Below are 13,226 nucleotides of genomic sequence, written 5' to 3'. Positions count from 1 at the left end.
GGGGTTTTCTCCCTGAACTGAAACAAAATGATATAAAAAACGTAATCATTATTGATAAATCTTAACAATTTAGCAAGGTTTTCTCAGATGTTTGTAATTTCTATTTACATAAATAGTTGGTTATGTAACTATATGGTTGTTAAATGATTATGTAGTTGGTATAGGAATGAACCACAGAGGCACAGAGGACACAGAAGAAAAGGAATGAACCGCAGAGGTAAGAGAGTTTTTGTGTACATCGTTATTTTCTCTGTTAAATAATCTATATAAAAAAAATTAAATTAATCGTATATAATATGATATGAGATAGTTAAAATTACAGCCTTATTTTTCAATGAGGATATGACCATGAATGCTTTAACTGTTAATTTAGAATCAGTAATAGAAATGACTGATGAGCAGTTTTTTCAACTATGTCAAAACAACCGCGAATTGAGATTTGAAAGAAATGCCAATGGAGAATTAATCATTATGCCACCAACGGGAGGAGAAACGGGAAATAAAAATGCGAGAATCACTCAACAAGTAATGAATTGGACTGATGTTGATGGTACTGGTATAGCTTTTGATTCTTCTACTTGTTTTAAGTTACCAAATGGTGCTGATCGTTCTCCTGATGCTTCTTGGATCAAGTTAGAAAGATGGGATGCTTTAACTGATGAGGAAAAACAAAAGTTTCCTCCTATTTGTCCTGATTTTGTAATTGAGTTACTTTCTCCTAGTGATAGTTTGAAGACTACACAAGAAAAAATGAGAGAGTATATAGATAATGGTGTGCGTTTGGGTATATTAATTAATCGGAAATCTCGTCAAGTGGAAATTTATAGACCTGGGAAGGAGGTTGAGGTTTTAGATTGTCCTGCTACGGTTTTGGGGGAAGATGTTTTAAAGGGTTTTGTTTTGAATTTGGGGATGATTTGGTAATAAATATTGTAAATGTGTTAAATTAGATTCTGAGTATTAAAGGGGTAATCATCTGGTATGGCAACAGTAGTTGTGAAATTAATCAAGCATTAGAGCTTCTGCAAGAAGAAGAAATAGATTCTAGCCTTTTTTCTTATTTGGTTAGTTCTCAGACAAGTAAAAATTCTGCTGGGAATAAAAAAACTAAGTTAGATGATCAGCCATATCGCCAAAACTTGTTAAAACTTAAGAAAAAAGACAGTAAAAAATATCAACTATTATCAGATTTGGATAAGTGGATGAGAGATGGTTACACATTAAAAAATGATTCTGAACTAATAGATTTATACAAATCTTACTTAGAAGATTATTTAAAGCATACACCACGTAATAAATTGATTAGTAAGTTTATAGACTTATTAATTGAAGCAGAAAATGGTAAAATAGAAGAATTACATTCATCTATGTCTGCAAATATAGCAAATGCAAGTAGTAGTTTTTTAAATTTTAGTGATTCTATGTCAAGAAAAAGACATAGAACTAGCAATGAGAAACAAGAATCAAGTTCAACCATCGAGAAACCAATAGATGATACTTCAACAAAAAATCATAAAAAAATCTTAGATAATAACAGCGAAGTTAATTCATCAGACAGAGAAAAAATATCTCTAGAACCACAAGAAGAATCATCTTTAGATACCTCAGAAGAAGATCAAAAAATATTTCCACAGAGACAAGAAGACAAAGATTCAGAGGGCGCAACAACAATTATGAACGAAGAAACAAATGATAATTTATCAAAACTACCAGCAGAAACACTAGAGGATACAAAAGAAACCGACTCTAAAAATAGCAAGTAACTGTGCGATCGCGATCATTAAATTTATTTCGTTTGGATAACTCCCTGTTTGAAAATATATAAAACCAAGCTTTAATAAATGTGATCGCTCATATTGAAAATCTAAAATATCTTTGTATTCAATAGATATTTCTTGTTTCTTATAAAGGCTCAAAAAACCTGTTTTTCGCTTGATCACTACCCTATATTCACTGATGATAATAGACCCATTTTCCCCTTGACATTGTAGCAAGATTTTATCTGGAACATCTTTTATTTTTTCTTTTTGTTCAGCACTGTTAATTGGTGGATTATCATTAGTATGTATTGGAGATATTATTTTAGATGATTCTAAATTATCCTTTTCAACTTTATCAATTGAATGAATTACTAATTTGATTATTTTCTGTATTTGATACTACTTTAACTGCTTCTACAAGATTAAAGTCTTGCTTCCAAGCTGGATTTTCTTTTCCTATTTGTCTTCCATATACTTTTAGAGTTTGAATTGACTTGATTCCTAAGTTTAATACACCTTTGTAAATTAATAAGGCTAGATTATGTTCTGGTATTTGTTGGGCTTCCAACATTACTATTAAACAGCTATCTTGAATAATTGTTTTTGCTGTGATACCTTGTGATTTAAGGGAACGGTTTATCAAAAAGGTAATGGATTTAGTATCACCTTGTTTAGCAAGTTCCAAAGGATTAGGTTGAGAGTTAGTCATAGATACAAGAGGAAAGGTATAAGAGGGTGTTTGAAAAGTCGGAAAGGTAGTAAAAGATATATCTCAGTATAGAACCCATTTGATATCTATACGTGAGCTAACCGATTAAGCATGAGTCAGACAAAACATAGATTGAGCTTTGCAGTAGCATGACTGAGTACAATAAACTGCTTGACATCATAATTTCCTGAATTTTTACATTGAATCTAAATAACGCCGTAATTTACTACTAATAACATCAATTACTGTTACTACTACCAATAGCACTAACATCATGGTTGTAGCTTTGTTGTATTCAAAACCATCTATATAACTTTTTAACTGAAAACCTATTCCTCCTGCACCAACTACACCGAGTACGGAAGCAGCACGGATATTGTACTCAAACATCCACAAAGTATAGCCTAATCCCAAGGGTAAAACTTGGGGTATTATTCCATATTGAACTACTTGAATTCTTGATGCACCAATTACCTGTAAAGATTCTAAAGAACGAGCATCTACAGCTTCAATAGCTTGTTGATAAAATTTAGCAAGATAACCAATAGTGTAGATGGATAAAGCTAACGTTCCTGCGGGAGCGCCTAAACCGGTAGCTGCTACAAATATTAAACCGAGAATAATTGAGGGAACAGAACGAACGGCATTTTGCAGTAAATTTGCTAACCAACGTAACCATAAGGGAGCGATATTATTAGCACTGGCGATCGCTATTGGTAGGGAAATAATAGCACCAAGAGAAGTTCCCCATAAGGACATTTGCACGGTTTCAATTAATCCTTTAATTGCTATATCTACCACTTTCCAATCTGGTGGAAATAAGCGACTAATAAAATCTATAATATAAGGCCAGCTATCTTTTAATAGTGCAGAGTCTACTTTTAAACCTTGCAAAGCCCAAATATAAGCTACTACCATTACTAATACAATCACTATATTAATTAGCCAAGAGTAATGGTGAAGAAATTTAGAATTAAAGGATTTTTTCATTTTTTTCATGACTCGTAATTTTGATTTGAGAATATAAAAATAAAATCAATAATAATGTAAGTTGCTGATTGGGCAATTTGTCAGAATCAGGATGTCTGGTTACTGAGCGAAGTCGAAGTACAGGATTTAAGGATTTACAGGATTAAAACAAAAATGTTATCAGCAAAAATTAAACATTAATTATAAAGTTATTGGGGTGACTCTAGATTTTTACACGCTTATAACATGAGAAAATTTTTCTTGCAAGTTATCACATTTTCCGTCATAAACTACACGACCCGCATCTAAAACTATAGCTCTGTGGGCGTATTCTGCGGCTATGCCTAAATCATGTAATACTGTGATAATAGTTAAGCCTTGATCTGTGTTGAGGTGAGATAAAGTTTGCATTACTTGTTGGGATGCAACTACATCTAAACCGGTGATAGGTTCATCAGCTAAAAGTATTTGTGGTGATTGAATTAAAGCACGAGCGATCGCTACTCTTTGTTGTTGTCCACCGCTCAGTTGACCCGTTTTTTGATACATTTGCTCCCTTAAACCTAATTGTCCTAATAATTCTCTTGCCAAAAGGCGATCGCGTTGAGGAAAACCAAATAAAGTTTGTCTAGTTGTTCTCACACCCAAACGACCACACAAAACATTTTCAATAGCTGATAATTGCCGAATTAAACCACCACCTTGAAACAACATCCCAATTTCCCGGCGAATTTTCGGCAATGTTTGGAGAGTAATTTGTAAACCACTAATGTGAATTTCTCCTTTTTCCAATGGTACTAAACCTACCAGCGATCGCAATAATGTAGACTTGCCTGCACCATTCAAACCCAACAAAACCACAAATTCACCTTGTTCAATCTCAAGATTAATATTGTTGAGGATAGGACGATTTAAAGATGTAGAATAAGCCGTTTCTAAATTATGACATTCGATCTGTTTCACGCTGGTAATTGATAATAGCTAATTGGATATAAGGAGAAATTTTTATAGGGGTTTAGCATAATGCTTACCCCTAATTACAGCAGATTGCAGATCAATGAGCTACAGAATCTCAATTGAACCTTATGTACAAGGCCAGTTTTACTCCTGACTCCTGACTTCTGCTGTAATTATGGTTCCATTCCCAAAGTTTTCAAGGCTTCGCGGACAGGTTTGAGATGACGATTATGATCGACTCTCACTAACTCTGTAGAATTATACAAGCTCTTGAGCATTTCGTTATTTTCTGGTCTATTTAACTTGAGTAGGGCGTTAATGATTTTTTCCCGAACATCTGCTCGAATATCATCATCAACAACAACTCCGTGAGCAGGAACACCAGAAATTTTATGCAGCACACGTAACTTAGACCGGTCTTCATTGGAAATATAAGGGGGGTACATGGCATATTCTGATACTACTGCCACATCCGCTTGACCACGCACTACAGCTTCTAAAGCTTTACTATAATTACCGCCGTAGGCAATTTGACCAAAGAACCCTTCCATACGGTCTTTATCAGGTACAAAACCGTTTTTCACCAACTCACTCACAGGGAACATAAAACCTGAACCAGAAGTAGGAGAAGTAAACGCCATTCTTTTACCCCGTAGCTGTTCCAGAGTTGCTTTAGCAGTATTTCTGGTTTGCAGAGGGCTATTTTTGGGAACAACAAATATGGAGTTATAAGTAAATCTCCCGGAATAATTGTCACGAACTTCCGCTAAGTGCAAGCGTGCATTTGCTAATTGTTCAGCCTTCAAAGCTGGACGACTACTCAAGAAAGCCACATCAGCACGGTTTGCTCGTAAAGCTTCCACGGCGGCTGTATCATCAGCTAACTGCGCTCTTACAGGCATTCCCAATTCTTTAGACAAGAATTTGGCTACCTTGTTAGCCTTTTCTTGCAAATCAGGTGCATCCTTTCGAGTAGGAAAAACTATTGTTAAAGTTTGAGAACTTCTTTGGGCAAGTAAGCGTGGTGCTTGTTGGTTGAGATTTGGGTTAGCTACAACTTCTTGCATTCCGCCCAAGGTGCTAACTAAACCAGCGAGGGCTGCAAATGCCCCACTAGCAGCTAATAAGCCCTTTTTAGTCACACCCACTTTATTGCTATTCATTAGTAAATTTTCTCAGTATTTTTGCAAATAACTTTCAACTAATCTGGTAAATCAATTTAAAACTTTTAGGAATAAAAGTCAATAAGCTAGATGAAAATTATTTCCAATATTTATTTGCAAAATTTACTAAATTACGTTTTGTTGTGATTTTTTGTAAAATATTGTGTTTAGTAGCGTTTAACCAAAAGTTATTAAATTACGACAAATTATAAAATATGGAATATTGAACCACTCCAGGCACGGATAACAGAGAAAATTTATTGGTAAAACTGAATAAATCTGTGATGATGAAACAATTAAATTAAAAGTTGTCAGGTGGGTTAGGAACGTAACCCACTATTAATATTTAACCCTCTGCAATATTTTGATTATTTAACCAAATAACCAAATCATTAACACTGGTAAAATCCAACAACGCTAAACCTAGATTTTCCAAATCTTCCACAGATAACTTATTAATTTTTACCTGTAAATCTTGATTAATTCCACCTACGCGCCTTTCCAGTAAACGCATTACCAGATTTAATTCTGATTCATAACGCACATCTTGATAATATCTGGTGTTCTTTAAATCACTCATAGTAAACATTCTTGCTAACTCCTGGGGACTAAGAAGGGGTAATTTATAGGAAACTATTGTCTGAATTAAATCTAGCAAATTTCTTTGTTGACGGGTATCAGGTAAATCTGATTTTGCTTGTGATAATAAAGTTCTCGCTAAAGCTGGAACTGCTTTTTCTTTTTCCACCACTAACTTAATGATACCTAATCCCAAGGATGTTTGTACATCTACCCATTCATCCAAATATAACCGAGTTACCAAAGGACTTTCCAATAAATAGCGATAGGGTTCTATTTCTGTGGGTTCTATACTACGTTTAGCAAATAAAACCACAGCTTGCCAGGGTGTAGTGGAAGCATAGAGATGTAAATAAAGAAAGATTTCCGAAAAAAAGCGAGAATAAAAATCCTCATCTCTTTGAAATTGCACCTCTACAAAATAAATCGTTCTTTTTGGTTGATTATCTTTAGGTACAAATACACCATCAATTCTAAAAGCTGTTTGTTTGAGTTCTACAGAAGCAAAATCATAAGCATTTGCTTCACTAGGGGGTAAATTAATCAATTCAAAAAAAGATTGAGGTAAGGTTTGAAAAATGCGATAAAAGATGGAATCTGTTTTCATGAATATTGCGATTAAATATTTTTTGAACTGTTGATTGGGGAAGAACTATGAAACATGATACAATAGTAAACAAGCAAAATATTATATTAATTCCAATTAATTACATCAAGATTGTGGATAACCTAAAAATCATATTTTGAAATTAACTTGAATTAGTGATATAATGACATAGAGAAATTATTGACAACCAAAATATGTTAAAATACCTAACAATTACAGAAGCACAAGAGCAACTTTTAGATTTACCAGATGATTTACAACAAGAACCAATAATCATCACCAAACATGGTAAACCAGTAATGGCGGCCATTAGTTTTGAGCAATATGAATCTTTGCTAGAAACATTAGCAATTTTATCTGATAAAGAATTTACCCAGCAACTACAAGAAAGTATAGCTCAAGCCGACAGGGGAGAAACTATTAGTTGGAATGATGCAAAACTTAAACTCGGACTTTGATAAACCACAATCTGATCAGATTGAATTTGAAATTCAGTTAACACCTTTAGCATTGGAGATGTTAGGGAATATTAAAGATAAACGTCACCAGAAAGCTTTGAGTTCACGGATTGATAAATTAAAAATAGAACCTGAAAAACAGGGAAAACCTTTAACGGGACAGTTGATTAATTATCGCAGTGTTAGGGCTGTGGGTCAACGTTACCGTATAGTTTATCACGTAGAAAATGATCAGGTCGTAGTTTTAGTAGTTGGTGTAGGTTTAAGAAAAGAAGGTGATAAGGGAGATATTTATAATCTTTTGCAGAAATTATTGTAGTTTTTAATATGCAATTGACGAAGTATTCGCTTTACCTAACCAATTATTACAGAATTTTTCATATATTTGAACCAAATTACGCCACCCCATAACCAGTATAAGGGCGTTTATAGGGTGGTTGTAAACCCAGTACAATATCCTCTTTTGGTACTCCCATATTCTCCAATTCTTGAGCTAAATCTGCATCAGTCATATTTTGCTGAATCCAGATTTTGCCATCTTTAATATCAAAATGAATAATACTATAATAAACCCTTTTTAAACCATTCCATCCCACATACATTAACTGATAGTGATCATGGAAAGTATCAAAAATCAATTCATTATCTATTTCTTCATAGTTAGGTTTAAATTGACCATGTTTATTAAGAATAGTTTGAATACATTGACGATAGTGTTCTAAAGTTGCCATTTGACAATTACCTCCATAATCGGATCATATACTACTATTTTAACTTGATGACGTTGTACTGCAATACGCGAAGGCGAGATTGAAAAAAGGTTTCGTATACATCTACAGGAACAGCCAAGTATAATAAACGTTCAGGTTCTTTTTCTTCAAGTGCAATTTGATAATTAAGAAACTGACCTAATGCTGTATGAAAATCACTCACTGGTGAGTTAGTAGCAAAACTTTTGATTTCCACAGCAATCTTTTCACCCGCTTTTTCTGCTGCTATTAACCTTTCTGCACCTAAATCAATTTTCAGTTTTACTTCCTCAAATTGAATTTCCAAAGGATCATTAGTAATAATCCAATCTTCCTTTTCTAGTGCATTTCTTACTGATTCATGAAATAAATCTCTGGCTGACATTATTGGAAAATAGGTTTTGACTTATATAAATAACTTACCACATTGTTATTCTTATCCTTCTTACTTTGCGTCTTTGCGCGAAACTCAAAAAAATAAACTCCCCCTCCATCAAAAAACGAAGGGGGATAAAATATCAAAACTAAGCAGTGAAATACTTAGCTACAGAATGATAAGCAATAATCGCCGTCGTAGACTGTTCAGGATATAACTGTTCACTTTCATCCATATACATCTTCATCCTGTCAGTACCCAACAACTCCAACTGCTTATACTGATCCTGAATATTCGGACAAGCAGGATAACCGAAACTATACCGAGAACCTTGATAACGCTGTGCCAAAATATCCCGAATATTATCCGGTTCAGCATCACCAAAACCCAACTCACGGCGGATTTTCGCGTGAGTCCATTCCGCCAAAGCTTCCGCAACCTGCACCGCCATTCCATGAAAATACAGATAATCAGTGTATTGATTATCAGCAAATAACTTTTGTGCAAACTCCGTAGCAACTTCCCCCACAGTCACCGCTTGCATGGGGAAAACATCAATTATTCCCGACTCCTTCGGTGCAAAGAAATCTGCAATGCAATATCTTCTCCCAGAACGTTGACGGGGAAACTCAAAACTGGCAATTTGTTGAGATTGATTTTCCACATCATATATATGTAGAGAATTTCCCTCAGACTGACAAGGAAAATACCCATAAATCACTTGAGGATGCAACAACTTCTCCTCAATAATTCGCGCTTTCCAACTTTCTAAAATCGGGTAAACCTTCTCACTTAAAAACCCTTGATATTCCTCCTTAGATTGTTCCTTCGGCTTACGGAATTGCCATTGTCCAGCCACCAAAGCTTGCAAATCTAAATACCAGAATAATTCCTCTAAAGAAATATCATCAGGTTGTAATAATTGCGTTCCCCAAAAAGGAGGAGTGGGACGTTCAATGTTAATTTCTACAGCTTCAGAACGCCTTGTATCTATCTCCCTTGGTTCAGCAGGTGCTTTTACAGATTTTGCAACTTTTTCTTTAACTTCATGGGTAGATTCTTCAGTTCCTACCTCATCCAAAAACCCTTTTAAATCATCCCAATTTCCGGCAGCTTTTGCTGGCATTAACTTATCCATAAAAGTCAAATCAGAAAAAGCATCCTTGCCATAAACAACTTTACCTTTGTAAGTATTTTGGCAATCTTCATTCACGAACTTAGGAGTTAACGCCGCACCACCTAAAATTACAGGAACAGTAATTCCCTTTTCATTGAAAACCTGCAAATTCTCCTTCATGAAAGCGGTGGATTTGACTAACAAACCACTCATGGCAATACAATCAGGTTTATGTTCTTGATAAGCCTGAATGATGTTTTCAACTGGTTGTTTAATCCCTAAATTAATCACCTTATAACCATTGTTAGATAAGATGATATCAACCAAGTTTTTACCAATATCATGGACATCACCTTTAACAGTGGCAATCACAAAAGTTCCCTTAGCATTATTACCAGCTTCCGATTTTTCCATGAAGGGTTCTAAATAAGCCACCGCCGCTTTCATGGTTTCTGCTGATTGTAATACAAAAGGTAGCTGCATTTGTCCAGAACCGAACAATTCCCCTACCACTTTCATTCCATCTAAGAGAAAAGTATTGATGATTTCCAAAGGTGGATATTGTTCTAAAGCTGTAGCTAATTGTTTTTCTAAACCAATTCTTTCACCGTCAATAATATGACGTTTTAAACGTTCTTCAATTGGTAGACTTTCATCAACGCCTGTATTACGTTTGGTTTTGACTCCTGCAAAAATTGTTGTCAATTCTCCCAAAGGATCATAAACGCAAACATCACCATCAAATTTGCGTTCATCATATATTAATTGCCGACAAACTTCTTGATGTTGGGGTTCAATTTTCGCTAGGGGTAAAATTTTACTCGCGCTAACAATTGCTGCATCCATTCCCGCATTCATCGCTTCGTGTAAAAACATTGAGTTCAACACCATACGCGCTGCTGGATTTAAGCCAAAGGATATATTAGATACACCCAAAATTACATGACACCCAGGTAATTCTTGACGAATGCGGCGAATTGACTCTATAGTGGCTTTTCCGTTTTCCCGGTCTTCTTCAATCCCTGTAGAAATCGGTAAAGCTAAAGTATCAAAAAATATCTCTGTCGCTGGAATACCATACTCTACAGCTTGACGGTAAGCACGTTGGGCAATTTGAAACTTTTTATCTGCGGTTCTTGCCATGCCATCTTCGTCAATTGTACCAATGACGACACCAGCACCATACTGTTTCGCTAATTCCAACACCTTTAAAAATCGGGGTTCGCCGTCTTCATAGTTGGTAGAATTGAGTAAACACTTACCTCCGGCAACTTTTAACCCCGCTTCCATTTTTTCCCATTCGGTGGAATCGAGCATTAAAGGTAAAGTAACATTATTAACAATGCGAGAAACTAACTCGTGCATATCACGCACGCCATCCCGTCCCACATAGTCAACATTCACATCTAAAATGTGTGCGCCTTCTTTAACTTGACTTCTGGCCATAGACACCAAACCATCCCAGTCTTCAGCGTTCAGTAAGTCACGGCATTTTTTAGAACCACTGGCGTTAAGACGTTCACCGACGATCAAGAAAGAATTATCTTGATCATAGTTTTGAGTGGTATAAATTGAAGCTGCTGCTGGTTCTAAACTTGGTTGTCTAACCTTTGGTTTTAAGTCCTTGGCAATTTCCGCTAATTGTTGAATGTGTGCTGGTCGTGTCCCACAGCAACCCCCAATCACTTGGACACCCAAATCTTCAACAAAGTGCATCAACGCCATACGTAATTCTATTGGTGTGAGTTTGTAATGAGCTTGACCACCAACATTTTCCGGTAAACCGGCATTGGGAATACAGGAAACTACGAAAGGAGAATGTTCTGATAAATACTTGATGTGTGGTTTCATCAAGTCTGGACCAGTGGCGCAGTTTAAACCGAGAATATCAATGGAATATGGTTCTAAAATAGTTAAAACGGCAGCAATTTCCGTACCTACCAACATTGTCCCCATACTTTCCATTGTCACGGAAACCATTAATGGCTTTCTTTCGCCTTTTTTCGTAAAAATTTCCTCAACTCCGTTTAATGCGGCTTTAATTTGCAGAACATCTTGGCAAGTTTCAACGATGAATAAATCCACACCACCATCAAGCAAAGCCTCTGCTTGTTCGGCAAAAGCAGCTTTCATGGTATCAAAATCAATATGTCCCAAAGTGGGAAGTTTGGTAGTCGGACCCATTGAACCTGCAACAAAGCGGGGTTTTTCCGGGGTAGAAAATTCCGCAGCCACACTTTTAGCTAGTTCTGCGGCTTTCTTACTGAGATAATAGGCTTGGTCTGCTAGATCGTATTCTGCTAAAACAATAGAAGTACCACCAAAGGTATCAGTTTCAATCACATCTGCACCCGCAGCGAGGAAGTCACGATGAACTTTAGCCACTGCTTCCGGTTTAGTATGTACCAAGTATTCATTACAACCTTCATACTGTGCGCCGCCGAAGTCCTCAGCAGTGAGGTTTTGGGTTTGCAGGTTAGTTCCCATTGCACCATCAAAGACGATGACAGGAAGTTCTGGACTATGTAAGCGTTGGAGAAATGAATGTGTCATATTTTATGAAAGAAAATTGTGTGTAGTCTGATAAGATGCAACCTAATTTACTATTTTCCAAGATTTTGATGTTTTAGGCAGGGTTTACAGAAAAGAATATGTTAAAAAATCAAGAAGCAGGTTTTATCCGCTTACAAACAGATGTATTTAGGGTTAAATTATTGGCAAGCATCAATGATGTGATCTTGGAGAAACAGCGCATCGTCTTGGTAAAAGGGGAGGAAGATGTGGCTGCTATTATTCCAGTTAATGAATTTGAACGTCTGGAATGGATCACCTATGATATCAAATATGGACAATTTATGATAGATGAAGAATATAATTATGAGGATGAGTGTGGCATACCATGTATTAATATTAAGGAATTAGAATGGAATTTTGAGCAAATACTTGAGCAGGTAATATGCAATAATGAAACCGTTGGGTTAACTTTTCCTACAGCTGCTTTTGAAGATGATATTGAGAATTTTCTTCCAGGGGCAATTTTGATGAATATTCATAAATTTTGGATTCCAGATTATTGGCTGATTAAGTGAAAGTTAAGTTTATTTTATTAAATTAGTTTATCAAACATTTATAATTTATGAGATTTAGACACTGGGCGACTAGGGTAATACTAATTTTTCTGATGCTGGCAACTTTGATTTTAGCCATGTTTATTGGTGGTGCAAGAAAACAGCCAAATAATACAGGAATATCAAATCCAAATCCTATTATTTGGAATCAATATCCACAAGCTTTATATCAATCAGAAAAAACAGCAGAAAAACCGCCAATTACTTTACCTAAGTTACCAATTTTGTCTAAGTCTTTTGTTGAGAGAAAACCAAAAAATCAAGTTATTACTCAATACATAACTACTGCTGCTTTTGCTGGATATAAACCTAATTTAGCTGCTGCTAAAGTACATCCTAGTAATTATGGTGAAAGATTTACTCATGATGTTAATGGTGTACCTGTAAATAATCAACCGCTGATTGTTTTACATGAAACGACTAATTCTGCTTCTAGTGCAGTGAATTTTTTTCAAAATAATAATGTTGATGAAAATGTCCAAGCTAGTTATCATGCTTTAATTACTCTGGATGCAGAAATGTTGAATGTCGTTACAAAAGTTTACATATTCAGTTATAGTAGTCCTATTAAGGGTGAAAATGTCAACATCTCATGATATCTTCCATCCAATGAACATAACTAATTTGTTGACACATACAAGCTTGAAGATAGCG

General features: G+C 35.5%; 13 protein-coding genes and 1 pseudogene. 6 read left to right on the top strand and 8 right to left on the bottom strand.

All coding sequences use genetic code 11. The annotated features are described in order from the left end of the window. The first annotated feature begins 348 nt into the window (after positions 1-348). Positions 349-924, top strand: coding sequence for a Uma2 family endonuclease (locus tag PN497_RS20680; RefSeq protein ID WP_096566381.1), 576 nt, complete (start codon positions 349-351; stop codon positions 922-924). 137 nt (positions 925-1,061) lie between these two features. Further along, positions 1,062-1,763 (top strand): hypothetical protein, encoded by a 702-nt coding sequence (locus PN497_RS20675; protein ID WP_096566379.1) that lies wholly within the window; start codon positions 1,062-1,064, stop codon positions 1,761-1,763. 352 nt (positions 1,764-2,115) lie between these two features. Here the strand turns inward: PN497_RS20675 and PN497_RS20670 are convergent, their stop codons facing one another. The 5 genes from PN497_RS20670 to PN497_RS20650 all read right to left on the bottom strand — a co-directional run bounded on the left by PN497_RS20670 (position 2,116) and on the right by PN497_RS20650 (position 6,744). Then, on the bottom strand, positions 2,116-2,469 hold the full coding sequence (locus PN497_RS20670; RefSeq protein ID WP_096566377.1) for a hypothetical protein: 354 nt from the start codon (positions 2,467-2,469) through the stop codon (positions 2,116-2,118). A 195-nt stretch (positions 2,470-2,664) separates the two neighbouring features. Further along, complete coding sequence (gene phnE / locus PN497_RS20665; RefSeq protein ID WP_096572599.1) at positions 2,665-3,459, bottom strand: phosphonate ABC transporter, permease protein PhnE; 795 nt, start codon at positions 3,457-3,459, stop codon at positions 2,665-2,667. Between the two features lie 210 nt (positions 3,460-3,669). Continuing rightward, positions 3,670-4,401, bottom strand: a complete 732-nt coding sequence (locus PN497_RS20660) for a phosphonate ABC transporter ATP-binding protein (protein WP_096566375.1) — start codon at positions 4,399-4,401, stop codon at positions 3,670-3,672. Positions 4,402-4,568: 167 nt separating this feature from the next. Then, complete coding sequence (locus PN497_RS20655; protein WP_193941909.1) at positions 4,569-5,558, bottom strand: phosphate/phosphite/phosphonate ABC transporter substrate-binding protein; 990 nt, start codon at positions 5,556-5,558, stop codon at positions 4,569-4,571. 346 nt (positions 5,559-5,904) lie between these two features. Continuing rightward, positions 5,905-6,744: an Rpn family recombination-promoting nuclease/putative transposase gene (locus tag PN497_RS20650; protein WP_096566373.1), complete on the bottom strand. Its 840-nt coding sequence runs from the start codon at positions 6,742-6,744 to the stop codon at positions 5,905-5,907. A gap of 194 nt (positions 6,745-6,938) precedes the next feature. On the opposite strand from PN497_RS20650, the gene PN497_RS20645 reads away from it, so the two are divergent. Further along, positions 6,939-7,202, top strand: a complete 264-nt coding sequence (locus tag PN497_RS20645) for a type II toxin-antitoxin system Phd/YefM family antitoxin (RefSeq protein WP_096566371.1) — start codon at positions 6,939-6,941, stop codon at positions 7,200-7,202. Beyond that, the gene (locus tag PN497_RS20640; protein ID WP_228051634.1) at positions 7,174-7,521 is read left to right on the top strand and encodes a type II toxin-antitoxin system RelE family toxin; all 348 of its coding nucleotides are present in this window, start codon (positions 7,174-7,176) and stop codon (positions 7,519-7,521) included. Before PN497_RS20645 ends, PN497_RS20640 begins: the two co-directional genes overlap by 29 nt. A 76-nt stretch (positions 7,522-7,597) precedes the next feature. Here the strand turns inward: PN497_RS20640 and PN497_RS20635 are convergent, their stop codons facing one another. From PN497_RS20635 to metH, 3 genes and pseudogenes are all read right to left on the bottom strand, one after another. Further along, positions 7,598-7,933 (bottom strand): XisI protein, encoded by a 336-nt coding sequence (locus PN497_RS20635; protein ID WP_096566369.1) that lies wholly within the window; start codon positions 7,931-7,933, stop codon positions 7,598-7,600. Next, positions 7,921-8,336: pseudogene (locus PN497_RS20630) on the bottom strand (XisH family protein). The gene PN497_RS20635 and the pseudogene PN497_RS20630 overlap by 13 nt, the downstream one beginning before the upstream one ends. Positions 8,337-8,475: 139 nt before the next feature. Then, positions 8,476-11,997, bottom strand: a complete 3,522-nt coding sequence (gene metH, locus PN497_RS20625) for a methionine synthase (protein ID WP_096566367.1) — start codon at positions 11,995-11,997, stop codon at positions 8,476-8,478. A gap of 98 nt (positions 11,998-12,095) precedes the next feature. Here metH and PN497_RS20620 point away from each other — a divergent pair, with 98 nt between their 5' ends. Beyond that, a complete protein-coding gene (locus PN497_RS20620; protein ID WP_096566365.1) occupies positions 12,096-12,533 on the top strand; it encodes a hypothetical protein in 438 nt (145 codons plus the stop codon). 92 nt (positions 12,534-12,625) lie between these two features. Continuing rightward, complete coding sequence (locus PN497_RS20615) at positions 12,626-13,168, top strand: peptidoglycan recognition protein family protein (protein ID WP_272110813.1); 543 nt, start codon at positions 12,626-12,628, stop codon at positions 13,166-13,168. Positions 13,169-13,226: the final 58 nt, after the last annotated feature.

Origin of the sequence: Sphaerospermopsis kisseleviana CS-549 (assembly GCF_028329225.1) — a bacterium.
In the GTDB taxonomy this organism is placed as follows: domain Bacteria; phylum Cyanobacteriota; class Cyanobacteriia; order Cyanobacteriales; family Nostocaceae; genus Sphaerospermopsis; species Sphaerospermopsis kisseleviana.
The sequence above is the reverse complement of the archived record's forward strand: the minus strand, read 5'-3'. Positions and strand labels throughout refer to the sequence as shown.